Here is a 23,614-nt window from a genome sequence, read left to right as displayed (position 1 = left end):
GGACCGGACGGCGGCGGGCCCGGCGGGTACGGGCGGCCCGACGGGTGCGGGCGGCGCGGCGAGGGCGGGTGGCTCGGCGGGCGTGGGTGGCGCGGGGGGTTCGGTGCGGGTGCTCGTGCGTCCCGCGCGGTTGAGGCCCGGGGCCCGGGTCGCGGTCGTGGCGCCCAGCGGACCCGTCCCCGAGGAGCGCCTCGCGGCCGGCCTCGACATCCTGCGCGGCTGGGACCTGGACCCGGTCGTCGCCCCCCATGTCCTCGAGACCCACCCCGCGTTGGACTACCTCGCGGGTGCGGACGCGGCCCGCGCCCGCGACCTCCAGGAGGCCTGGTGCGATCCCGGGATCTCGGCGGTGATCTGCGCGCGGGGCGGCTACGGCACCCAGCGGATGGTGGACCTGCTCGACTGGACCGCGATCCGGGCGGCGGGCCCCAAGGTCTTCGTCGGCTACAGCGACCTCACCGCCCTGCACGAGGCCTTCGCCGTGCGCGCCGGGCTGGCCACCCTGCACGGTCCGATGGTCGCGGCGGCGACCTTCCTCAACGACCTCCGCACCCAGGAGTCCCTGCGGGCCACCCTGTTCGCACCCGAATCGGTGCGGACCCTCGGGCTGGAGACCGCGCGGGCGCTCGTCCCCGGCCGGGCCCACGGCGTCACCCTCGGCGGCTGCGTCAGCCTGCTCGCCGCCGACCTCGCCACCCCGCACGCGCGGCCCTCGGCCCGGGGCGGCCTCCTGCTTCTGGAGGACGTGGGGGAGGAGCCGTACCGTCTGGACCGCGTCCTCACCCAGCTCCTGCGCTCCGGCTGGCTGGACGGCGTGGGGGCCGTCGGGCTCGGGTCGTGGGCGGAGTGCGGCCCCTACGAAGCGGTGCGCGCGGTGCTGGCCGACCGCCTCGGCGGGCTCGGCGTGCCGGTGGTGGAGGAGATGGGCTTCGGCCACGGCGAGACGGCGCTGACGATTCCGTTCGGGGTGCCGGGGGTGCTGGACGCCGAGACGGGCACGCTCACACTCGACGTACCCGCGCTGACCTGAGGCCCGGCCGTCTGCTCCCCGGACCACGTGCCCGCGCCGGTCTGAGTCCCGGCTGTCCCCAGGGCCACGCCTGCGCTGGCCTGGCCCGGTCTGCCTGGCGGCCTCTGGCGCCCCGTGTCACGGGGCGCCGGGGTCGGCCGGAGCCGGGCCGCCGCCGGCCGTTGGAGCGACCCGACGGCGCGGGCGAACGGCGGCGGGAGCGGTCAGCACAGGGCGGCGTAGCCCGGGCGCACGACCTCGTCGATCAGCCGCTGCCGCTCGGGGAGCGGCAGGAAGGCGGCGTCGAGCGCGGCGACCGTGAACTCCTCGAAGACCTCGGGGCCGTACCCGAAGGCGTCCGCCATGTGCTGGAACTCCTCGCTCATGGTGGTGCCGGAGACCAGACGGTTGTCGGTGTTGAGGGTGATGCGGAAGCCGAGCCGGCGCAGCTCGTCGATCGGGTGCGAGGCGTAGTCCTTCGCCGCGCCCGTCTGCAGGTTGGAGGTCGGGCAGACCTCCAGGGCGATGCGGTTGTCGCGGACGTAGGAGGCGAGGTGGCCCAGGGTGCCGTCCTCGGCGATGTCGTCCGTGATCCGCACGCCGTGCCCGATCCGCTCGCTGCCGCAGACCTGCACGGCCTCGTGGATCGACTCGGCGCCGACGGCCTCGCCCGCGTGGATCGTGAAGTGGCAGTTGTGCCGCTTCAGATGCTGGAAGGCGGGAAGGTGGCGGGCCGGCGGGTTGCCGATCTCGCCACCGGCGATGTCGAAGCCGGCCACGCCGTTCTCGCGGTGCGCGACGGTGAGCCGCGCGATCTCCAGCGAACGGTCGGTGTGCCGCATGCCAGTGAGCAGGGCCCGGACGGTGATCCGGCCGCCCGCGCGGCGCTCGCCCTCACGGAAGCCGTCGTTCACCGCCTCGACGACCTCGTCCAGGGTGAGCCCGCCCTCCAGGTGCTGCTCGGGGGCGTAGCGGACCTCGGCGTACACGACACCGTCCGCCGCAAGGTCCTCGGCGCACTCGGCCGCGATCCGCTCCAGGGCGGGGCGGGTCTGCATCACCGCGCAGGTGTGGGCGAAGGTCTCCAGGTACCGCTCCAGCGAACCGGAGTCGGCGGCGTCCCGGAACCAGACCGCGAGCGCCGCGGGGTCCTCGGTCGGCAGGGAGGTGTAGCCGCACTCGCGCGCCAGCTCGACGATCGTCGCGGGGCGCAGCCCGCCGTCGAGGTGGTCGTGGAGAACGGCCTTCGGGGCGCGCCGGATCCACTCGGAGACGGCGGGTACGGCGGGGGCGGCGAGGTTGTCAGACAAGTGCATGGCGCGGAAGTGTACGCGACGGTGGGCCCCCGCCGCTGTGACGGCGGTGACAGGGGGCGGGCAGGCGGTCGGTAAGGGCGGCCCGGCGCCGCGGCCGAGCGGACCGGCCGCCCCCGCTCGGCAGGGCGCGGAACGCCGCGCGTGGCCGTATCGGAGGGGCTGGGGCTCGCGGAATCGAGCGCTCCGGGGCTCAGTTCGACTGCAGGACGGGCAGCGCCGGCGCCCCCGTCGGAAGCATGTGCTTGGCTGCCAGGACCGGGGTCTCACCGACCCGTACCACCTGGGTGACCAGTACCGCCGGGGTGTCGGCCGGGCGCCCGAGCTGGTCCCCGCGTCGCTGTCCGACCAGGGTCGCGGTGACGCTGCTGTGTGCCCCGAGCGAGACCCCGCGGGAGGAGGTCGCGAGCACCGCCAGCATGGAGACGCGGCCCGGCGCCGGTTCGGTGCGCAGGGCGCGGGCGAAGTCCGGGTGCGCCCGATCCAGGACGTCGTCGGCGGCCGCCCACTCCTGGCTGAGCGCGGCCGCCGTACCCTCTCCGACCAGCAGGGACTCCCAGAACCTCAGCTCGGAACGGGCCGGGGCGAGCAGGTGCTGGGTGGTGAAGTCGGTGGGTTCCTCGACCGCCCGCAGCAGGGCCCGTACCCGCAGCGGCGAGCCCGTGCCGATCAGCTCCTCCAGTGGCTGGATGTGCTCGAAACCGCGCCGCGGCGGGTGGTCGGCGACGGTCCGGCCGACCCCGCGCCGCACCGAGAGCAAGCCGTCCTCCTGGAGCAGCAGCAGCGCCTCCCGCAGCGCCGGCCGGCTCACCCCCAGTTCGCCCGCGAGCTTGGGCTCGGAGGGGAGGGTCGAACCCGGGGGATAGGTGCCGTCGTGGATGGCGTCCGCGATCCGTTCGTAGAGCACCACGACCGGTCGCCGCCGCTGTCCGCTGACTGCCACTGCCCCTCCTCGGCTCACTTGTCGGCAAGTCAACGGTATTCGGATTCACAGGTCAAAGGGTCTTGACGTGTGACGCGCGTAGAGTCCAGCCTGTCTTCGCGCTACTTGTCAGACAAGCTCGGTGGGTGGCGTGCGCAACGACGTGACATCCATGGCAAAGGGGCCGATATGTCAGCCAAATCCGACCTCACGGGCCGCGGCCCCATGCTGGTGGCGATGGTCCTCGCCGTCCTCGGCTACCAGATCAACGCCACCATGCTCAGCCCCGCACTGCCGGATGTCATCGAGCGTCTCGGCACCACCACGGCCGCCGCCGGTCTCTCGCAGACCCTCTTCTTCCTGATGGCGGCCATCGGCCAGGTCACCCTCGCCCGCCTCAGCGACAAGCGCGGCCGCAAGCCGATGATGATCGTGTGCGCCGTGGTGCTGATCGTCGGCAACCTGCTCTGCGTCTTCGCGCCGAACATCGAGGTCTTCATCGCGGGCCGCATCCTGCAGGGCATCTCGGCCGCGATGTTCACCCTCGCCTTCCTCACGCTCAACCAGCTGCTCAGTCCCGCGGGCTTCGGCAAGGCGGCGGGCGTCATCACCGCCGTCAACGGCGGCCTCGCGGGCGTCGACGCCATCGCCGGCGGCCAGATCGCCGACACCATCGGCTTCCGCGGCATCTTCGTCTGCTCCACCCTGATCGCCGTGGCGGGTCTGCTCGGTGTACGGAAGTACGTCCCCGACGTCCCTGCCACCTCCCCCGAGGGCCGTTTCGACTCGCGGGGCATCGCCGCCCTCGCGCTCGGTCTCACCGGCATCCTCGTCGGCCTCGCCCAGGGCGCCGCCTGGGGCTGGACCTCCCCGCTCACCCTCGGCTTCCTGCTGGGCGGCCTCGCCTCGCTCGCCTTCTTCGTCGTCTCGCAGAAGAGCGCGGCCGACCCCGTCATCGACATCGAGGTCCTGGCCTCGCGTCGCGCCTGGCCGCTGCTCCTCACCACGATCTGCACCCTCGGCGGCGCGTTCGGGGCCATCGCGCTCACCATCCCGCTGTTCTCGCAGGACGTCCGCGTCGGCCTCGGCCTCTCCGCCGTCACCGCCGCCGTCCTCTTCCTGACGCCGATCCAGCTCATCGGTGTCATCTCCGCCCCGCTGACCGGCCGCCTCGGCCCGAAGATCGGCTGGCGCACCATCGTCGTCACCGGCGCGATCGCCAACTTCGCGATCTTCCTCTTCGCCACCTTCTTCCTGCACAACGAGTGGATCCTGGTCGCCTCGCTGGCCGCGCTGGGCGTCACCTACGGCGGGTTCATGCTCACCGGCCTCAACGGCCTCGCCGTCACCACCGCCCCAAAGGACAAGCCGGGCTCGCTCTCCGGCCTCAACGGCGCCTGCTTCGGCATCGGGGCCTCGCTCGGCATCGCCCTCGCCTCCGCCATGATCACGGCGGGCAGCGACGCCGGGGGCGTCACCGAGGCGGGCTACCAGCACGCGATGTACGCGGCGCTCGCGCTGCTCGGCCTGGGGGTCGTCACGGCTCTGCTCATCCAGCGGCCGGACCCGGCGGACGCGTCCGAGGACGAGCCCCAGCTGGTCCTCGCCCACCACTGACTGGGCGCGGCGACCCCGCTCGTACCCCGCGGTGGGGCCGGGCGGGGCGGCCGAGCTCCTGCCGCGGCCCCGTCGGGGCCCCGTCGGGCGGGCCGGTGCCGCCGAACACCGCCCGCGTACGCCGCGCGCATCTGCCACCCGCACCCGCCGTCTTCGTCCGCTGTCCCCGTCCGCCGAGTGCCCCGCTCCGGGTGTGGCGTTAGCATGATCGGATGAGCGACGACCCCGGCCGGTACCTCACGGCGGGCCCCCGCGTCGGCCTGCGGGCCTACGCGCTCGACGACGCGGCCGAGTTCACCGCCCATGTCCGCGCCGGCCGCGCGCTGCACCGCCCCTGGCTCTTCCCGCCGGACAGCCCGGCGGCGTACGCGACCTACGCGCGGGCGATCCTGGCGGATTCCGCTCGGGAGGGCTTCCTCGTCTGCGAGCGGGCGGAGGGCGGTCGCCTCGCCGGCTTCGTCAACATCAACAACATCGTCCGCGGAGCGTTCCTCAGCGGGACCCTCGGCTACGGCGCCTTCGCGCACGCCGCGGGCCGCGGGGTGATGTCCGAGGCGCTCGGGCTCCTGCTCCCGTACGCCTTCGGGCCGCTGGGGCTGCACCGGCTGGAGGCCAACATCCAGCCGGGCAACGCCCCCTCGCGCGCCCTGGTCCGCCGCGCCGGGTTCCGTCTCGAGGGCTTCTCGCCCGCGATGCTCTTCATCGACGGCGACTGGCGCGACCACGAACGCTGGGCGATCACCGCACCGCGGACCGGCCCCGCCGATCGCCCCGCACCCCCTGCCGGCTCCTCAGGGCCGGCCGCTCACCGCTTGTAGTTGATCTTCATGGTGTCCATGTCCGTCACGGACGACTTCAGCTCTCCGTGGCCGCGGCCGGATTCCCTGAGCGCGGTCTCCACCCGGTCCTCGGCGATCACCGCCGCCATCTCCTCGCCGTCCTCCGCGTCGGAGACGACGATCAGCCGGTACGAGAAGTGCTTCAGCGCCCTGTCATAGGCGAGCGAGCCCTCGGGCGTGAAGCGCATCCCCGTCAGACCGTGCTCGTCGACCTCGGCGAGGAGCCTGGCCCGGCTCTCCTCCGACAGGCCGTCGAACGTGCCGCGCACGATCACGCGGTAGGTGTGCTGGGGCCGGCTGCTCATGTCGCTCCGTAGGTACGTCGTCGTCGGAGAAGCAGAGTACGGCGGAGAGGCCGAGACGCATACGGAATATTTCGGGGCCCTCGACGCCCCGTCCGACCTCGGTTCGCCACCTCCGTACGGGCTGCTGCCCGCCGAACTGGACACACCGCGCGGTGCGTTGGTCCGCTCCGAGTGGTGCGTCGACTCGGCGTCACGATCTGCTACGAACCGATCTCGGCCCTGATCTCGGCCCTGATCTCGACCCCGACGGCTTCGCCGGGGTGCTCCTCGCCGACCTGGTCGTCTCCGCGCTCACCGGCCCGCCGGCTACGCGTCGGCGGCCGGGCGCCGGTCGACGTATTCGAAGACCGAGCCGTCCGGGTGGATGGCGACGAGATTGCGGCCGACGGGCGTGGGCACCGGCCCGGCGACGATCTTCGCGCCGGCCGCCGTCAGCGCGGTGAAGGCGGCGTCCACATCCTCGACGGAGAGGGTCGCCGCCACCTTCCGCAGCACCTCCAGCTCCGACTCCGGGCCGCTCATCAGCAGGAAGCAGCCGACCGCCGCCACCGACACCCCGCCCCGCTCGAAGCGCAGGGCCGGGCTTCCGGTGAGCCGCTCGTAGAAGTCCACCGCCGGGTCGAGGTCGTCGACGCAGACACGCAACGTGGATCCCAGGATCTCCATGGTGGAGAGCCTAGTTGGCGACCGGCGACGTGTGCCGCGATCTCACTGATCAAGCACGCGGCCGGCTGCCGTTCAGTCGGCGGGCAGGCCGAACCAGCGCAGGAGGACGGGGCGTGCGTCGTCGGGGGCGTCCTCGGGGTCGCGGGCATAGCGCGCGAGCAGGGCCAGATAGTCGTCGTGGAACGAGTCCAGCTCACCCCGCGTGAGGTGGATGAGACTGCGTGAACCCCGCATCCAGCCCTCGGACTCGGCCTGCCCGGCGGTGAACTGCCGGGCAAGCTCGATGTCCTCCTCCATCCGCATGCGGTCCAGCTCGGCCGACATGGCGCGCTCGGCCACCGTCAGCTCACCCTGCGGCGGTCTGCGGATGTCGAGGCCCCGCACCCCGCGCCACCAGCGCTCACGCCCTCCGGAGCGCTCGGGGATGTCCTCGATGAGGCCACTGCGCTCCAGCATGCGCAGGTGGTAGCTGAGCGTCCCGGTGTTCTCCCCGAGGGCGGCGGCGAGCGTGGTCGAAGTGGCCGGGCCCGCCGCGCTGAGGTGGCGCAGGATGCGCAGGCGCAGGGGGTGCGACAGGGCTTTGAGTACCTCGGGGGTGTCGACCGTGCGGTGCGCCGCGGCGTCCGCTGTCCGCTCTTCCGTCATGGCGGCAGTCTAACCGGATGGCAGCAATTTCTCTGCAGAGCTTCCTCTGCAGAGAAATCTCTGCAATGCTCTGTGTATGACGCTGAACCGAGAGACCCTGAACCGCACACTCCGCCGCTTCGCAAGTGCCGCTGCGGCGGCGCTGCTTGCCGGACTCGCCCTGGGTGCCGCACCCGCGCAGGGAGCTGAAGGGGTCGCGGAGCTGCCCGAGTTCGACTTCTCCGCGTGTCCGACCGTCGACGAGCTGCCCGCGGGCGCGGACCCCGGGACCTGGCGCTGCGAGGTCATGCACGCCACGGGCCGTCTGCGCATGGGTGCCATCGACGAACCGCTCACCGAACCCATGAAGATCACCTTCGCGGAGGGCCGTGTGGGCGGTGAATTTCGCCAGGTCTTCGGGAAGATGACAGCCGCGCCGATCCGGGTGGGAGGCACCCCGCTGACCCTGACTCCGCGGTACGGCGGCTACTCGGACTTCCTGTCCGACGACACCCGGCGCGGCGAGTTCGACATTACGTTCGCGATAGGCGTGGCGCACGGGCTGCCGGCCCCGCTGTCGTCTCGCTGTTCGGTGGGCAGCGCGGAGAACGCTGTCCACCTCGTGCTCAAGGACACCGATCCGACCCGGGTGATATCGAAGGATCCCCTGGTCGCCGCGTTCGGTGCCCAGGACGCGGAGTTCGCCGCCCCGGGCACGAGTGGCTGCGGCCCCCTCCGCCGCGTCCTCGACCGGGCCCTGGGCCTGCCGTCCGCGGCGGGAGCGAACGCCTTCGACATGGATGTCACCGTAGCCATCCGGCCTTATGGGGAGACCGGTTCGGGCGCGTGATCGAGGGCGGCCGCCGCGCTGCCGACGGCCTTGGTGACCTCGATCCTGATCCGGACCGTCACGGCGGGCGGGCGGGCGGGCGGGCGGGCGGGCGGATCGGGCAGCGGGCAGCGGGCGTTGGGCGTCGCCGCGCGGTGGTGGCAATCCGCAACGTTGCGGAGTCACGTCCTTCCGTCGCGGTGGCACAGTCGCATCCCGAGGGGGCCGGACGGCCGCCCCGTGCCGAGAGGAGCCACCGTGCCCACCGCTACGCACAGCAGATTCGGCCTGGCCTTGCTGGCCACCGGCGCCGTGGTCGCCGGCACGCTCGCCCTCGCGCCGCCGGCCGGCGCCGCCGGCGGCTCGTGCTCCGGGGCGGGACCGACGACGCCGTGGGGAAAGCCGACGGTCTACTGCGACACCTATGTCACCGCCAGCGTGCACCAGGGCGACACCCCCTTCGAGGGCGACTCGCGTGAGGTCGGCATCCTGTACGCGGGCCGCAACTGGTTCGTGTGCCAGAGCAAGGGCCGGGACAATCCGGTGATCCAAGGCGCCCAGAACAACTGGTGGCTCACGACCCTGGCCGATGTCGTCACGCGTCCCGGCGCCTCCGGCTGGGGCTCGTTCCCCGCCACCGCCGTGGTCCAGGGCGACGCGTGGCAGCCCGTACCCGGCGTCCCGCTCTGCTGACCGCCGCTCCGTCACCCCTCCGTGCCGAGGTCGGTGGGCGGGTCAGGCACCCTCCGTGCCGAGGGCAGTGGAGCCGGTCAGGGGACCCGGCACAGGATCTCGCCGTGCGGCACCAGGAACCACGCGTCCTCCCGGCGCCCCCACTCCCGCCACGCCTCCGCGATCGCGGTGAGACCGGCCGGCGTGGTGTGGCCGCCGTCCACCGCGAGTCGCGCGTAGACGGACTCGGTCGTGCGGTCCGCCCACAGCCCGCTCCACCAGGCACGCTCCTCCGGCGTGGCGAAGCACCACGTGGCTCCGGTCGTGGTGATGTCGGTGAAGCCGGCCCGCCGGGCCCAGGAGAACAGCCGCCGCCCGGCGTCCGGTTCGCCGCCGTTGCCCCGGGCGACCCGGTGATACAGCTCCAGCCACTGCGCCAGGGCGGGCGGTTCCGGGTACCACGCGAAGGCGCCGTAGTCGCTGTCGCGCGCCGCCACCACCCCGCCCGGCCGGCACACCCGCCGCATCTCGCGCAGGGCCCGCACCGGGTCGCCCACGTGTTGCAGCACCTGGTGGGCGTGGACGACGTCGAAGGAGTCGTCGGGGAACTCCAGGGCGTGGACGTCCGCCACCGCGAACCGTACGTTCGTCAGACCGCGCGCGGCCGCCGTCGCGCGCGCCGTGTCCAGGACGTCCCCGGCGGCGTCCACCGCGGTCACCCGGCCCGGGGCCACCAGCGCCGCCAGGTCGGCCGTGATCGTGCCCGGACCGCACCCCACGTCCAGGACGTCCAGGCCCGGACGCAGTTCGGGCAGCAGATAAGCCGCGGAGTTGGCGGCGGTACGCCAGCTGTGCGAGCGCAGCACCGACTCGTGATGGCCGTGGGTGTAGACGGCCGTCTCCCGTGGAGTGCCCGGTGGCGCTTGTCCCGGCGCCTCCCGCGAGGTGTCGCCCTCGGCTGCTGCCGGGGCCTGCGCTCGGGCCCTCGCCTCGCCCCCTCTCGAACCCTCGCTCGGCGTTTCCGACGGTGGCAGCGGGCTGAGCGTCATGACCGGACTCCTTTGTAGAGGTCTGCTGAGGTCTGGGGAGGACTGCCGAGGGGCGTGACGGCCACAGTACGCCGGTCGGTCGCATGTTGAGATAGGGATCTTGCTATATGGACAGCGGTGGAGTGAGCCCCGGGTTACGCCCGCCCTTCCTGGGCACCCGCGTGAGGAGCACCGCTGACCGTGCCCGCGCCACGCAGCCGTGGAGGAAGATCCGCCATGAACGCATCGTTGTCCGCGCTCGCCCAGCAGCTCCGTGTCGACGCGGTGCGAGCCGCCGACGCGGCCGGTTCGGGGCACCCCACCTCCTCGATGTCCGCCGCGGACATCGGCGCGGTGCTCCTCGCCCGGCATCTGCGCTACGACTTCGCCCGCCCCGACCACCCGGGCAACGACCGGCTCGTCCTGTCGAAGGGCCACGCCTCCCCGCTGCTGTACGCCATGTACCGGGCGGCCGGGGCCGTCGACGACGACGAACTGCTCACCTTCCGCCACCGCGGCAGCCGCCTCGAAGGCCACCCGACGCCCCGGCTGCCCTGGGTCGACGTCGCCACCGGCTCCCTCGGCCAGGGCCTGCCCGTCGGGGTCGGCATGGCGCTCGCCGGAATGTTCCTCGACCGGGTGCCGTACCGGGTGTGGGTGGTCTGCGGGGACAGCGAGATGGCCGAAGGGTCGATCTGGGAGGCCGTCGAGCACGCCGCGTACTCCGGGCTCGACAACCTCACCCTGATCGTCGACGTCAACCGGCTCGGGCAGCGCGGCCCCACCCGCCACCAACGCGACCTCGGCGCCTACGCCGCCCGCCTGGAGGCCTTCGGCTGGAACACGCTCTCGATCGACGGCCACGACCTCGACGCCGTCGACGCCGCGCTGCGCGAGGCCCGCGCCGGTGCCGGTCGGCCCACCGCGATCCTCGCGGCCACCCGCAAGGGCAGGGGCGTCGCCGCCGTCGAGGACCGCGAGGGCAAACACGGCAAGCCCCTCCCGGACGCCGAGGCCGCCATCGCCGAGCTGGGCGGCCGCACCGACCTGCGGGTCACGCCGCCCGAACCGCCCGCCGCCCAGGTGGCCCGTCCCGCACGCGACCGCACGCCGGATCTGCCGCGTTACGACAAGGGCGGCGACGAGGTGGCCACCCGTAACGCCTACGGCGAGGCTCTCGCCGCGCTCGGCTCGGTCCGCGAGGACGTCGTCGCGTTCGACGGCGAGGTCGGCGACTCGACCCGTACCGAGTTCTTCGCCAAGGCGCATCCCGAGCGGCACTTCGAGTGCTACATCGCCGAGCAGCAGCTCGTCGCGGCCGCCGTCGGAGTCCAGACGTGCGGCTACGTCCCGTACGCCACGACCTTCGCCGCCTTCCTCACCCGCGCCCACGACTTCATCCGGATGGCGGCCGTCAGCCGCGCCGGAATCAATCTCGTCGGCTCCCACGCGGGCGTCGCCATCGGCGAGGACGGACCCAGCCAGATGGGCCTGGAGGACCTGGCGATGATGCGGTCGGTGCACGGCAGCACCGTCCTGTACCCGTGCGACGCCAACCAGACGGCGAAGCTCGTCGCGGGGATGGCCGACCTGGACGGGGTCCGCTATCTGCGCACCTCCCGGGGCAAGACGCCCGTCCTCTACGACCCGGACGAGGAGTTCCCGGTGGGCGGCAGCAAAGTGCTGCGCAGCCATGGCGAGGACGACCGGGCCACCATCGTGGCCGCCGGGGTCACCGTGCACGAGGCGCTGCGCGCCGCCGACCGGCTGGAGGAGCGGGGCGTGCCCGTCCGCGTCATCGACCTCTACTCCGTCAAGCCGGTGGACAAGGCCACCCTCGACCAGGCGGCCGGCACGACCGGCTGCGTCCTGACGGTCGAGGACCACCGGCCGGAGGGCGGTATCGGCGACGCGGTCGCCGAGGCCTTCTCCAACGGCCACGGCGACATGCCCCGCCTGGCGCGCCTCGCCGTCCGCTCGATGCCGACTTCGGCGACTCCGGAGGAGCAGCTCCACGACGCGGGTATCGACGCGGACGCGATCGTCTCGGCGGTCGAGCTGATGGTGGAACGGGTCCTGGTGCGCTGACCTGCGGGGGCGGGGGCATCGCGCGAGAGCCCTCTGCCCCCCCGCTACACGACCACCGGCCACCGTTCACCAGACACCGATCACCGGCCACCGTTCACCAGACACCGATCACCGGCCGGCGTTCACCCGTTCACCCATCGCCCCGGACGGCGGCCGGCCCGCCCCCCGGCAGCCCTCCTCCCCGCCCCGGGGCAGTACTCCCCGCCGGTCCCGCCGGCCCCGGAGCGCCCACCCGACCGGCCCCCGCGCCGTCCCCCGAGGCGGGCGTTGAAGCGGCGGGGTGCCGTGAATCTTCGTATAAAGGGCAGTGGCGCCCTGGGTGTGCCGAACGAGGCTCGGGAGGTGCGGGACATGCGGCAGACGGCTCCGGAGGGCCGAGGCCCGGTGCGCTACGGACCCCCCGTTCCGGAACCCGGGCTGCCGGTCCTCCCCGGCCTGGCCTCCCTCCTCGCCGGGGCGGCCGCCCGCACCGCCGTCGAACCGCCCGGCGGCGGCCCCGTCCTGCGCGAGGCCGCGAGCGGTTACTGGTGGCGGCGCGGCCTGCGCACCCACCCCGAGGACGTCGTCGCCGCCCCCGGCGCCCAGTCCCTGCTGTTCGCCCTGATCGCCGCACACGGCGGCGACGTCCTGATGCCCCGCCCCTGCCCGGCCTGGTGGACCCCCCAAGCCCGCCTCCTCGGCCGCCCGGCCTACCACGTGCCGACCCCCGCCGAGTGCGGCGGCGTCCCCGACCCGTACGCCCTCCTGGAGACCGTCCGGCGGGTGCGCGCGGAGGGCGGCCACCCCCGGCTGCTCCTGCTCTCCGTCGCCGACGACCCCACCGGCACCGTCGCACCGCCCGAACTGGTCAGCGAGACCTGCGAAGCGGCCGTCGGCGAGGGGCTGCACATCATCAGTGACGAGACCTGGCGGGACACCCTGCACAGCCCCCGGGACACCGTCCTGGTCAGCCCCGCCGAGATGTGCCCCGAAGACGCCACCGTCCTCTACGACCTGGCGGCAGCGCTCACCCCGGCCGCCTGGCCCTGCGCCGTCGCCCGGTTCCCGCCCGCCGCCCCCTCCCGTACGGACCGCTACGCCGACCCCCGGGCCCGTACCCTCGACGTCCTCACCGCGCTCGGCGCCGTCGTCGCAGGACCCGTCGCGCCCGTGGCGGCCCACGCGCTCGACGAACCCGAGGACGTGACCGTACGGGCCGGGCGGACCGCCGCCCTCCACGCGCGCGTGACCGCCGCCGCGCACCGGGCCGTCCTCGCCGTCGGCGCGCTCGCCCTGCCCCCGCGGGCCGGCCGCCACCTCTACGCCGACCTCGGGCCGCTGCGCGCCGGGCTCGCCGCCCGGGGCGTCACCGACTCCCTGGAGCTGGAGAACCACCTCACCGAGCGGCTCGGCACCCCGGTCCCCGGAGGGCACCGCTTCGGCGACGAACTCGGTTCGCTGCGGGCCAGGTTCGACACCGGGGTCCTCCTCGGCGAGACCGAGGAACAGCGGATGGAGGCGTTCGCCTCCGCCACGCCCGAGGAATCGCCGCACGTCGCCGGTGCGTTGCGTTCCTTCGCGGCCGTCCTGGAGGAACTGCGGTGAGCCCGGGGACACTCCGGCCCCGCCCCGGGCCCCGACATCCCCGACGAGCCGCCGAGAACGGAGCCCGCAGATGACGGAACAGACGGCACAGCCGGCCCAGGCCCCGCGTACCGACGGCGCACGCACCGCCCCTCCCGTCCTCCAGCCCCTCGGCCGGATCCGGGACGACTGGCCGCGCTCCTTCGCGGACCGCCTCACCGCGCCCCTCCCCGGCGTCCGCGCCATGGCCCGTCTCGCCCGCGAGGGCGCCATCCGCCCCGGCGCCGACGGGCTCCGCGACATCCCGCTGCTGCCGTACGAACCCGGCCCGCTGCCCGCCATCGCACCGGGGACCGTCGCCCTGAGCTGGGCCGGGCACGCCAGCTGGATCGTCGGCATCGGCGGCCTCACCGTCCTCACCGACCCCGTCTGGTCCCGCCGGATCCTCGGCACACCGGCCCGCATCACCCCCGTCGGCGTGCGCTGGGAGGACCTGCCGCCCGTCGACGCGGTGGTCATCAGCCACAATCACTTCGACCACCTCGACGCCCCCACGCTCAAACGGCTGCCCAGGGACACCCCGGTCTTCGTACCCGCCGGACTCGGCCGCTGGTTCACCCGCCGGCGTTTCACCCGCGTCACCGAACTCGACTGGTGGGAGGCGGCCGAACTCGACGGCGTCCGCTTCGAGTTCGTCCCGGCCCACCACTGGTCCAAGCGCACGCTTCTCGACACCTGCCGCTCCCTCTGGGGCGGCTGGGTCCTGGCCGACCGGTCGGGGCGCCGGGTCTACTTCGCCGGGGACACCGGCTACGGCCACTGGTTCGCCGAGATCGGCCGCCGCCACCCCGGCATCGACCTCGCGCTGCTCCCCATCGGCGCCTACGCGCCCCGCTGGTGGCTCAGTGACGTCCACACCGACCCCGAGGAGGCCGTCCGCGCCTTCCAGGACCTCGGGGCACGGCGGATGGTGCCGATGCACTGGGCGACCTTCGTGCTGTCCTCCGAGCCCGTCATGGAACCCCTCACCCGGGTCCGCGCGGCATGGGAGCGGGCCGGGCTGCCCCGGGAGAACCTCTGGGACCTCCCGGTGGGCGCCTCCCGCCTCCTCGCCACCCCGTGACGACGGGCCGGGCACGGCTCTCCGACCACCCCGGCCCCAGGGGCCCCAGGCCCCTCAGGCCCCCAGCCCCTACGACCCCAGGCCCCCTCAGGTTCCCTCGGCCCCCTCAGGCTTCCTTCGCGCCGCTCCGGCGCGTGCCCCGCGCCCGCTTCCACAGCGCGGGAGCGCCGCTGACCAGCACCGTGAGGACCACCGCCGCGAGCACGCCCTGCCACGGCTCCGGGAACAGCGAGCCGCCGAGTATCCCGATCAGCTGGTACGTCGCCGTCCACGCCAGGCAGGCCGGCAGGTCCCCGCGGGCGAACCGGCGCAGCGGCATGGCCGCCAGCAGGCACGCCAGCATGACCGGGATCCGCCCCGCGGGCACCAGCCGCGAGAGCACCAGCACCGACACCCGGTGCGTCTCCAGACGCTCCCGCGCGTGGTCCAGCAGCTCCGGCGCCGCCCGCTCGCGCAGCGCCTCCAGCCACCGCGACCCGTTCTTCGAGCCGACCCCGCGCCTGCCCAGCCAGTACAGGGCCACATCGCCCAGGAGCGCGGCGGAGGACGCCACGAGGAAGACGAAGAGCAGCGCCCACGGCGCCGTCTGGTGGAAGGCGACCACCGCCGCCGTGCTGACGATCGCCCCCGTCGGCACCACCGGCACCAGCGCGCCCAGGGACACCAGCAGGAAGAGCGTGGGATAGCCGACGGCCTGCTGCGCCGACTCGGGCGGCAGCTCCCGTACCACCTCCCACAGTCGGTCGATCACCGGGCGACCTCCGGCCGCACCCGTTCGCCGTGGCCGAGCCGGTGCACCGTCACCTTCGGCGCGAGCCGGCGCGCGTGGCGGACGAACTCGTCGCCGGGCGCGTGGAACTCGTGCGGCCGTACCGCGTCCATCCCGATCGGCCAGTACGTGCCGTAGTGCACCGGCACCGCCGCGGCCGGCGAGAGCGCGGCCAGCGCCTGCGCCGCCCGGCCCGCGTCCAGATGGCCGTGCCCGAGGTGCGGGCCCCAGCCGCCGACCGGGAGCAGCGCCACGTCCACCGGCCCGACCGCCTCCGCCATCCCGTCGAAGAGGCCCGTGTCCCCGGCGAAGTACGTCCGCGCCTCACCCTCCAGGACGTACCCGAGGGCGGGGGAGCGGTGCGGCCCCACGGGCAGCCGCCGGCCGTCGTGCAGCGCCGGTACGGCCCGTACGGTCACGGCGCCCACGGCCAGCTCGTCGCCGGGCTCCACTTCGCACAGCCGCAGCCCGCGGGCGGCCAGCCTCCGCAGCCCCGGGACCGCGCCGGGGGCGCCACGCGGCACGATCAGCCGGGTACCCGGCGCGACGCGGGCGAGGGAGGGGAGATGGAGATGGTCGGCGTGCAGATGGGAGACGAGGACCGCATCGGCGACCGCCGCCTCGGGCGGCGGAGCGGCACCGCGCCGGCGCCGCAGGTGCGCGAGACGGCGCGCGAAGAGCGGGTCGGTGAGCAGCCGTACCCCGGAGTCCTCGACCGTGCAGGTGGCATGACCCCACCAGGTGACCTCCACCGGTACGCCCGCCCCTCTCCTCGTCGACGACCTCGCCACCACCGGGGTCCGCCCGGCGCACCTCCGGTGCGCTTCGGTACGACCCCGCCGCGGGCGCGGGCACCCGGCGTGCCCGCACTTCCGCATGCCCTCGGTACGGCCTCGGTACTCCGCGCTCCTGTGACGAGGGTAGATCTCCCGCGCGGACGACGCGGGGCGTCCGCGATGGGAGGCGGGGGGCCAGCCGTCGGTCGGCGACGCGAGGGGAGCCGCGGCGAGCACCCGGGGGACCACCGGACACGCGGCGCCGTGTCCGCGCCGCGGAGGCGTCCCGGCCGTCACCGAGGACGGCCGGCGCGCCTGCCACACCTGCGGATACTCCTCCCCGCCCTGACACCCGAACGCCCCCGGGAACCGCCGCGTGCGCCCTCCTCGCGGACCCGTGTTCGGAGTAGGGTCGGCCCCATGGACGACGTTCGGGTGGCGGCGATCGCCAGCCTCACCCCGCTCGAGGAACTCGACAGCGACCCCTTTCTGGTCGACACGCGCAGCCAGCACGCGATGTGCGACCGCTGGGCCCGCGACAAGGGCTACGTCGTCGCGAGGCAGTTGCTCTTCTACGCGATCCGCCCCGACCACGCCGCGCTCTGGGCGGACGTGGACGACGACGAGGTCGACCTCTTCGTCGCCCCCAACGACCGCGTGCTCGCCCGGGCGTTGACGGACGTGCACGGCTTCTACGCGGAGTGCGAGCGCCGGGGCGTCCGGCTGGAGACCGCGGGCCTCGACGAGCCGACGTACGACGCGCCCGCCAAAGCGGACGTCCACCGCCGGCTCTCCATGCCCACCGCGGGATACGACGGCTGCTAGAACGTGTTGCGAACGTCCCGTCTGGCCCGCAGGCAGACGGCGCTCCTCTGCGGACACGGTCTCGACCGAAGGCCGTGCGGGCCGCTTACTCGTCGTCGCCCTGACGGTCGTCGTCGCGGGCGGGACGCGCCGCCCTCCGGTCCAAGCGGTGTTTGGCCGCGGCGAGGGCGGTGGCAAGCGTGCAGGCCGCCGTCGCGGCCCCCGCGAGACTGCCCGCGAGCTGGATGAGGGAGATCCACTGGCTCATGATCTTTTTCCTGTCCATGAGGGAGGGGTGGGCCGGCCGGCACCGGTGACGGAACGAATCCTGCGCTTCGGCCGCGCCACCACGGCGTGATGTGCTGTCCTGTATGCGACAGGGGAGACGGACAGGGGCCTGACCAGCGGTTCAGCGACGTCGGCGGACGGCGTCGCGTGACACTCGGTGGACACCTCGGGGGACGGGCGGGGGGCGTCGTTGGCGACGGGGGAGCCGACCGACCAGAGCGTGTGGCCGGAGACCGGACCTGTGAGGAACCTGCTCGTGTTCCTCGACAGGCTCCGTGAGGAGAACGGTCGGGAGGGGCTGCGCGGCATCGCCGTACGGATGCACCTCCGCTCGCCCACCGCGGTCGGCGACATGCTCCGCGGCGTGCGCCTGCCGGCCGACCGGACACAACTGATCAGCTTGGTAAGGGCCCTGGGCGGCGGCTCGGTCGACGAGGAAAAGGGCGCGGAACTCTACCAGAAGGCGCGCACCGCGCGGGCTCGCCCCGCCCGCCCGGCTGCCTCCCTCTATACGGAGTACGTGCGCCAGATCGCCCCCGCCGAACTCCTCGACCGGACCGCGGAACTCGCCGAGCTGGCCGCCTTCGCCTCCGGAGGCCCGACCGAGAGCGCCTACCTGTGGTGGCAGGCCCCCGCGTGGGCCGGCAAGTCCGCTCTGATGTCGTGGTTCGCGCTGCACCCACCGCAGCGGGTCGACGTCGTCTCGTTCTTCGTGACCGCTCGGTTCGCCGTCCACAACGACCGGTGGGCGTTCATGGAAGCCGTCTCGGACCAACTCGCCGCCGTGAGCGGGAGCCGGGTGCCCCTCCCGTCCCGGGAGTTCCGCGAGGCGCACCTGACCAGACTTCTGGCCGCCACCGCCGAGTCCTGCCTGCGGCACGGCCGTCGGCTCGTCCTCCTCGTGGACGGCCTGGACGAGGACCAGGGCGTGTCCGGTGGCCCCGGGACGTACAGCATCGCCGCCCTGCTGCCCGCACGCCTGCCGAAGGGCCTGCGGGTCGTGGTCGCGGGCCGGCCGCATCCGCCGATCCCGCACGACGTGCCCGACGGCCACCCCCTGCGCCAGGGCGGCGTGGTCCGCCCCCTGCCGCCCTCCCGCCACGCACAGGTGGTCCGCACCACCGCCGAGCGCGACCTCAAGCGCCTGCTCCACGGCGACCCGGCGGGCCAGGACCTCCTGGGTTTGGTCACGGCGGCCGGCGGTGGACTCGCCCGTGACGACCTCGCAGAACTCACCGGACTCCCCGGCTACGAGGTCGAGGACCGGCTGCACGCGGTGACGGGCCGGGCCTTCACCGCTCACCCGGGCCTGTGGCAGCGTCCGGAAGGCTCCGACCTCTACGCGCTCGCCCATGAGGAACTCCAGGTCATGGCCAAGGCCGCCTTCGGCGCGGCCGGCCTCCTGCGCCACCGCCGACGCCTGCACGCATGGGCCGCGTCCTACCGCCGGCGCGACTGGCCCGAGGAGACACCCGAGTACCTGCTCACCGGCTACCCCCGGATGCTGCGGGCGGCGGCCGGCGAGACCGCCACCGGCGCGGCCGAGGCGGCAGCCGAGATGCTCCTCTGCGCCGCCGACCCGCTCCGCCACGACCGGATGCTCGACGTCTCCGGCGGAGACGCCGCCGCGTTCGCCGAGATTGCCACGGCCCAGGACTTCCTCCTCGGACAGGCTCGTCCGGACCTCACCTCGCTCCTGCGGCTGTCCGTCCACCGCAACGAACTGGCCGAGCGCAACACCGCGATGCCCCACGGTCTGCCGGCGGCCTGGGCGGTGCTCGGGCAGCCCCGTCGGGCCGAGGCGATCGCCGGCTCCGCATCCGACGGATTCGCCCAGACCCGAAGCCTCCTCTCCCTGGTGGAAGGCCTCGCCGAGGCCGGTGACCGGACCGGCGCGGAAGAGATCGCGCGTGGCTTTGCCCGCCCCGGGGACCGCGACCAGGCAACGGCCGCCATGGCCCGGGGGACCGCCCGGGCCGGCGACCTCGAGCAGGCCGAACGCATGGCCGCCGGCATCCACCACGCCCAGCACCGGGCCACCGCCCTCGCCGCGGTGGCCAAGTCGGCGGCGGCTGCCGGAGACCGGGAACGGGCGGTCACCCTGGCCGGCTCCGTCGAGGTCGCAGCCGGCTGCATCGAGGACGGCTACGGGCGCGTTCTCGGGTGGTGCGAACTGGCGGAGGCGCGCGCCTCCACCGGTGACGGGCCCCGGGCCCTGGCGGCCACCGCGGCAGCCGAAGAGGCCGCCCGGGCCCTGCCCTCAGAAGCCGCCTGGCACCACGCCTACGCCCGGTTGGTACGCAGCGCCGCCGCGACCGGCGACCTCGACCGGGCGCGCCGCCTCACCGCATCGTTCAGCATCTGGAAGTACCGGCGCGAGGACATGCTGGTCGGCCTCGCCCAAGGCCTGGCCCACGGCGGGGAGTTCGGCGCCGCGCAGAAGGTCGTCGACCTCATCACCCCACCCGCCCCGAACGGTACGGACCCTTCCGACGCAGAGCCGGAAGAAGTCAGAGCCCTGGGCGAGGCGTTCCGGTGGACGCAGGTGGCCGATGCGACCCGGGAACTCGCCGTCGCCCTCGCCGCGGCCGGCCATCACGACCGCGCCGTAGGCCTCGCTCGTGGCCTCTCCTCGCCCGCGGCCCGCGCCGACGTGCTGGCCCTCCTCGCCCGCGAACTCGCGTTCGTCGACCAGGCGAAAGCGACGGCTCTGGCGAGAGAGGCCGAGAACGCGGCCAGGGGCGACGCGGCTCCCGGAGGTCGGGACGGAAGCATGGCCGCCATGGCGCAAGGGCTCGCCCGGGCAGGTGATCACGAGGCCGCCGAAACCCTGGCTCTCGGTGTCACCGACGGGTACAGACGGCTCGCCGCCCTCGCGGTGGTGGCCCGCGAGCGCGGAGCCGCCGGAGAACACGAGGGAGGCATCGCCCTCGCTCGCATGGCGGTCAGCCGGGCCGGCGACATCACCTCGCCCCACTACCAAGGGCTTGCCCTCACCGCTCTCGCGGAGGTCCTGACCGACGCGGGCGACCTCACCAGCGCCGAGCTGGCCGTGCGACAGATCGACGATGACGAACGACGAGTCATGGCACTGGTCGCGTTGGCGGAAGCCGTCCTTCCGCCGCGCGGGACGACCGGAAGCCCCGAGCGAGCGGCCCCCCGTGCCGCCGCACTCGCCGAGGACGCCGAACACCTGGCCCACCGGATCGAGGGAGGGCAGCAACGATGCAGGGCGCTGACCGCGCTGGTGGGCCTGGCGGCCGACCGGGGTGACCTCGCCCACGCCAAGGACCTGGCCCGACGGACGGAGCGTCTCGCCCGCACGATCGAGGACGATCCGGCGGACCAGCAGCGCGCCCGTCGCGCACGCGCCCTGGTGTCCCTCGGATCGGTCCTGGCCGCGCACGGCCTGCCGGACTGGGCTCGCAGGCTGGCCGGAGCAGCCGAGGAGCTTGCCCAGGAGATCCGCTTCGTGCTGGTCATGGCCCTGGAGCTGTCCTGTGCGGCCGACCTGTACACACGCCTGGGCGCCCACGACCGCGCGGACGCGGCCATCGCGGCGATTCCGGACCTCAAGGAGCGCGCCAAGGCGTGTGCCCATGCCATCGGCTCCGCGGCGGGCGGGGCCGACCTCGCCGCCCAGGACCGGCCGGGGAGGAGAAGCGCGCCCCATCCGCCGGACCGAGTGGCGGAACTCGCCACCGCGGCGGAGGCGCTGATCCACCGGATCCAGGCACCGCACGCACGCGTGGAGGCCCTGACCGATCTCGCGCTGGCCTTGGCGCGGGCCGGTGCGGCGGACCGGGCCGCCGCACGGGTCGCCGACGCGGAGCCACTCGTCCGCTTCCTCGACCAGGAGTTGGCGCAGGTGATCACGCTGGCGAGCCTCTCCGATGCCGCTCTCTCCCCGCAGCGGGAGCGCCTGATCGCCCGGGCCCTCGCCGTCGGCCCGTGGGAGAACGTCCTGGACCGCCTGGCGGCCGTCGCGCCGGACGCCGTCCGGGTGGTGGCGGCCGAGCTGTTCTCCGGACCGTAGCGGCCCGCGAGGAACGCGCCGCACCTGCTCCGTGGTCCCGCGGGCCGTGCTGCGCCCACGCCTGGGAGCCGCCCCGCCGATACGGCCCCGGGGCCCGGGAGGCGGTGTGCCAGGCTGGGGGCAGGAACAGGTGAAAGGTGAACCAAGCGTGGGTGACGGGCGATGGCGCAGTGCCGACCGCTGGCGGAAGGCGGGCAGTGCCCTGGGGCGGGTGATCGTGGTCTGGGCCGTGTCGACCCTCACCCTGCTGGCCCTGGCCGGGCTGCTGCCCGACTTCGAGCTCCAGTCGTCCCAGGACGGCGACAGCATCACCCGGACCGCGCTCACCGCCGGCTGGGCCGCGGGCGCGTTCGGGCTGCTCGGCGCGCTCGTGTGGCCGCTGATCGTACGCGCGCTGCTGCTCGTACCGGCCCTCCTCCTCGGGCTGTTGGTCTTCTTCCTCAACGGCTCGCTGCTCCTCCTCGCCCTCTGGCTGATACCCGACGGGCGCGGCACGGCCGAGCCGGAGACCGCCGTCGTGGTCGCCGCGGTGATGTCCGCCGTCGCCTCGGCCACCTCCACCGCGCTCGCCGTCGGCGACGACGACGCCTACCGCCGCCGCCTCTACCGCCTCGCCGCCCGCCGACGCCCCCGGGCGGTCGTCTCGCCCGGCGGATCCGGCGCCCCCGAGGCGTCCCACGGCACCGTCTTCCTGCAACTCGACGGCGTCGGCCATCGAGTGCTGCGCGACGCCGTCGCCGCCGGGCTGATGCCGACCGTCGCCGGCTGGCTCGACACCACCCACCGGCTCACCCCGTGGCGCACCGACTGGTCCAGCCAGACTGGGGCCAGTCAGCTCGGCATCCTGCACGGCTCCAACGAGGACGTGCCCGCCTTCCGCTGGTACGAGAAGGACACCGGCCGGCTGATGGTCAGCAACCGGCCGGCGAGCGCCGTCGAACTCCAGCGCCGCGCCATCGAGCGCACCGGTGACGGCGGGCTGCTGACCGTCGACGGGGCCTCCCGGGGGAACCTGTTCAGCGGGGGCGCCGAGCAGCTCGCGCTCGTCCTGTCGATGGCCGCCCGCCGGGGCCGCCGCAACCGCTCCCGCGCCGGCTACTTCGCGTACTTCGCCGACCCCGCCAACGCCGTCCGCACCGCCGGTTCGTTCGTCGCCGAGGCCGCCCGCGAAGTGGTCCAGTCGACCCGGGCGCGGCTGCGCAAGGAGTCCCCGCGGGTCTCGCGCGGCGGCGCCTACCCCGTCATCCGGGCCTTCGCCACGGTCGTCGAGCGGGACGTGGTGGTCGCCGCCGTGATCGGGGACGTCCTGGCGGGCCGGACGGCCGTCTACGCCGATCTCGTCGCCTACGACGAGGTGGCGCACCACTCCGGTCCGCACGGCAGGGACGCCGACCGGGTCCTCGCGCGGCTCGACCGCTCGATCGCCCTGATAGCGGAGGTCGCCGCGCACGCGCCCCGGCCGTACCGGATCGTGCTCCTCTCCGACCACGGCCAGAGCCCGGGGGAGACCTTCGAGGGCGCGTACGGACTCACCCTCAAGGACCTCGTACGCGCCGGGTGCGGGCTGCCCGTCCCGCGCAAGGTGCGGCGCACGCCCAGCGGCTCGGAGGCCAGGGACGCGGCGCGGGACGCGCTGCGCAGCGCGCTGCACCGGCCGGCCGACGGGGAGGACGGCGACGCCGCCGAGGGGTCGGGCCGGCCGGCCGGCCCGCTGGTCCTGGCCTCCGGCAATCTGGGGCTGATCTCCTTCCCCGGCGTCCCGCACCGCATGACCCGGGAGGAGATAGACCGCCGCCACCCCGCGCTCCTGCAGACCCTCGCCGACCATCCCGGCATCGGCTTCCTGCTGGTGGCGAGCGACGAGCACGGGTCCGTGGTGCTCGGCCCGGACGGCGCGGAGGTGCCGGTCGCGGAGCTCGCCGACGACGGGCCGCTCGCGGTCTTCGGGCCGGGCGCGGCGGACGCGGTGCGGCGGACGGACGGCTTCCCGCACGTCGCCGACATCATGGTCAACTCGATGTACGACCCCGAGACCGGCCGGGTGCACGCCTTCGAGGAACAGATCGGCTCGCACGGCGGCCTCGGAGGGGAGCAGGCGCGTCCGTTCCTCATGTCGCCGCTGGACCTCACGGCGCCGCCGGCCGGCCTGGCGGGAGCCGAGCAGGTGCACCGCGTGCTGCGGGGGTGGCTGAGGGAGTGCGCGGGACCGCAGGTGCCGCTCCCGCAGGTGACGCCCGCGCGGGCGTCGCAGGAGATTTCACGGCCCGACATCGATTCGGAATCACTTCTTCCGGTTGACGGGGCGGCGGGGCAGGACAAAACCAGCTGATTTGGACGGGTGTT

At 74.2% G+C, this 23,614-nt stretch carries 20 protein-coding genes; 11 read left to right on the top strand and 9 right to left on the bottom strand.

What is annotated here, in order from left to right; all coding sequences use genetic code 11:
• Nucleotides 1-103 precede the first annotated feature (103 nt).
• The gene (locus ACZ6RC_RS13180) at nt 104-1,030 is read left to right on the top strand and encodes a S66 peptidase family protein (protein WP_469581952.1); all 927 of its coding nucleotides are present in this window, start codon (nt 104-106) and stop codon (nt 1,028-1,030) included.
• Between the two features lie 203 nt (nt 1,031-1,233).
• Here ACZ6RC_RS13180 and ACZ6RC_RS13175 read toward each other — a convergent pair whose 3' ends face one another.
• Both ACZ6RC_RS13175 and ACZ6RC_RS13170 read right to left on the bottom strand, forming a co-directional pair.
• A complete protein-coding gene (locus tag ACZ6RC_RS13175) occupies nt 1,234-2,325 on the bottom strand; it encodes an adenosine deaminase (RefSeq protein ID WP_469581949.1) in 1,092 nt (363 codons plus the stop codon).
• A gap of 190 nt (nt 2,326-2,515) precedes the next feature.
• Nucleotides 2,516-3,265, bottom strand: a complete 750-nt coding sequence (locus ACZ6RC_RS13170; protein ID WP_469581947.1) for a GntR family transcriptional regulator — start codon at nt 3,263-3,265, stop codon at nt 2,516-2,518.
• A 168-nt stretch (nt 3,266-3,433) separates the two neighbouring features.
• Between ACZ6RC_RS13170 and ACZ6RC_RS13165 the strand changes: the two genes are divergently transcribed.
• Entirely contained in the window at nt 3,434-4,861 is a 1,428-nt protein-coding gene (locus tag ACZ6RC_RS13165; RefSeq protein WP_469581944.1) for an MFS transporter, read from the top strand.
• Nucleotides 4,862-5,073: 212 nt separating this feature from the next.
• Nucleotides 5,074-5,679 carry a GNAT family N-acetyltransferase gene (locus ACZ6RC_RS13160; protein ID WP_469581941.1) on the top strand — a complete coding sequence of 202 codons (606 nt, stop codon included), beginning with the start codon at nt 5,074-5,076 and terminating at the stop codon, nt 5,677-5,679.
• Here the strand turns inward: ACZ6RC_RS13160 and ACZ6RC_RS13155 are convergent.
• From ACZ6RC_RS13155 to ACZ6RC_RS13145, 3 genes are all read right to left on the bottom strand, one after another.
• A complete protein-coding gene (locus ACZ6RC_RS13155) occupies nt 5,667-6,005 on the bottom strand; it encodes a DUF6204 family protein (RefSeq protein ID WP_469581938.1) in 339 nt (112 codons plus the stop codon). The genes ACZ6RC_RS13160 and ACZ6RC_RS13155 overlap by 13 nt on opposite strands.
• A gap of 306 nt (nt 6,006-6,311) precedes the next feature.
• Nucleotides 6,312-6,671: a VOC family protein gene (locus ACZ6RC_RS13150; RefSeq protein ID WP_391135488.1), complete on the bottom strand. Its 360-nt coding sequence runs from the start codon at nt 6,669-6,671 to the stop codon at nt 6,312-6,314.
• A gap of 72 nt (nt 6,672-6,743) precedes the next feature.
• Nucleotides 6,744-7,316, bottom strand: coding sequence for an ArsR/SmtB family transcription factor (locus ACZ6RC_RS13145; RefSeq protein ID WP_469581934.1), 573 nt, complete (start codon nt 7,314-7,316; stop codon nt 6,744-6,746).
• A 76-nt stretch (nt 7,317-7,392) separates the two neighbouring features.
• Between ACZ6RC_RS13145 and ACZ6RC_RS13140 the strand changes: the two genes are divergently transcribed.
• Entirely contained in the window at nt 7,393-8,145 is a 753-nt protein-coding gene (locus ACZ6RC_RS13140) for a hypothetical protein (RefSeq protein ID WP_469581931.1), read from the top strand.
• A gap of 237 nt (nt 8,146-8,382) precedes the next feature.
• Nucleotides 8,383-8,817 (top strand): hypothetical protein, encoded by a 435-nt coding sequence (locus tag ACZ6RC_RS13135; RefSeq protein ID WP_391135479.1) that lies wholly within the window; start codon nt 8,383-8,385, stop codon nt 8,815-8,817.
• A gap of 77 nt (nt 8,818-8,894) precedes the next feature.
• On the opposite strand, the gene ACZ6RC_RS13130 is transcribed toward ACZ6RC_RS13135, so the two are convergent.
• Nucleotides 8,895-9,845, bottom strand: a complete 951-nt coding sequence (locus tag ACZ6RC_RS13130; protein WP_469581927.1) for a methyltransferase domain-containing protein — start codon at nt 9,843-9,845, stop codon at nt 8,895-8,897.
• Between the two features lie 216 nt (nt 9,846-10,061).
• Between ACZ6RC_RS13130 and ACZ6RC_RS13125 the strand changes: the two genes are divergently transcribed.
• From ACZ6RC_RS13125 to ACZ6RC_RS13115, 3 genes are all read left to right on the top strand, one after another.
• Nucleotides 10,062-11,912: a transketolase gene (locus ACZ6RC_RS13125; protein WP_469581924.1), complete on the top strand. Its 1,851-nt coding sequence runs from the start codon at nt 10,062-10,064 to the stop codon at nt 11,910-11,912.
• Nucleotides 11,913-12,263: 351 nt separating this feature from the next.
• The gene (locus tag ACZ6RC_RS13120) at nt 12,264-13,496 is read left to right on the top strand and encodes an aminotransferase class I/II-fold pyridoxal phosphate-dependent enzyme (RefSeq protein ID WP_469581922.1); all 1,233 of its coding nucleotides are present in this window, start codon (nt 12,264-12,266) and stop codon (nt 13,494-13,496) included.
• A gap of 70 nt (nt 13,497-13,566) precedes the next feature.
• On the top strand, nt 13,567-14,598 hold the full coding sequence (locus ACZ6RC_RS13115; protein WP_391135469.1) for an MBL fold metallo-hydrolase: 1,032 nt from the start codon (nt 13,567-13,569) through the stop codon (nt 14,596-14,598).
• Nucleotides 14,599-14,704: 106 nt separating this feature from the next.
• Here ACZ6RC_RS13115 and ACZ6RC_RS13110 read toward each other — a convergent pair whose 3' ends face one another.
• Both ACZ6RC_RS13110 and ACZ6RC_RS13105 read right to left on the bottom strand, forming a co-directional pair.
• Nucleotides 14,705-15,349, bottom strand: a complete 645-nt coding sequence (locus tag ACZ6RC_RS13110) for a DedA family protein (protein ID WP_469581918.1) — start codon at nt 15,347-15,349, stop codon at nt 14,705-14,707.
• The gene (locus tag ACZ6RC_RS13105; RefSeq protein WP_453611606.1) at nt 15,346-16,119 is read right to left on the bottom strand and encodes an MBL fold metallo-hydrolase; all 774 of its coding nucleotides are present in this window, start codon (nt 16,117-16,119) and stop codon (nt 15,346-15,348) included. The genes ACZ6RC_RS13110 and ACZ6RC_RS13105 overlap by 4 nt, the downstream gene beginning before the upstream one ends.
• Before the next feature lie 444 nt (nt 16,120-16,563).
• Here ACZ6RC_RS13105 and ACZ6RC_RS13100 point away from each other — a divergent pair, with 444 nt between their 5' ends.
• The gene (locus ACZ6RC_RS13100; RefSeq protein ID WP_391135460.1) at nt 16,564-16,968 is read left to right on the top strand and encodes a recombinase family protein; all 405 of its coding nucleotides are present in this window, start codon (nt 16,564-16,566) and stop codon (nt 16,966-16,968) included.
• Nucleotides 16,969-17,053: 85 nt separating this feature from the next.
• Here ACZ6RC_RS13100 and ACZ6RC_RS13095 read toward each other — a convergent pair whose 3' ends face one another.
• Nucleotides 17,054-17,215, bottom strand: coding sequence for a hypothetical protein (locus ACZ6RC_RS13095; protein ID WP_469581915.1), 162 nt, complete (start codon nt 17,213-17,215; stop codon nt 17,054-17,056).
• A gap of 276 nt (nt 17,216-17,491) precedes the next feature.
• Here ACZ6RC_RS13095 and ACZ6RC_RS13090 point away from each other — a divergent pair, with 276 nt between their 5' ends.
• The gene (locus ACZ6RC_RS13090) at nt 17,492-21,271 is read left to right on the top strand and encodes a hypothetical protein (RefSeq protein ID WP_469581912.1); all 3,780 of its coding nucleotides are present in this window, start codon (nt 17,492-17,494) and stop codon (nt 21,269-21,271) included.
• A gap of 148 nt (nt 21,272-21,419) precedes the next feature.
• Entirely contained in the window at nt 21,420-23,600 is a 2,181-nt protein-coding gene (locus tag ACZ6RC_RS13085) for a phage holin family protein (protein ID WP_469581909.1), read from the top strand.
• Nucleotides 23,601-23,614 lie beyond the last annotated feature (14 nt).

The organism is Streptomyces sp. NPDC048353 (assembly GCF_055587165.1).
This window is presented reverse-complemented; position numbering and strand designations above follow the sequence as displayed.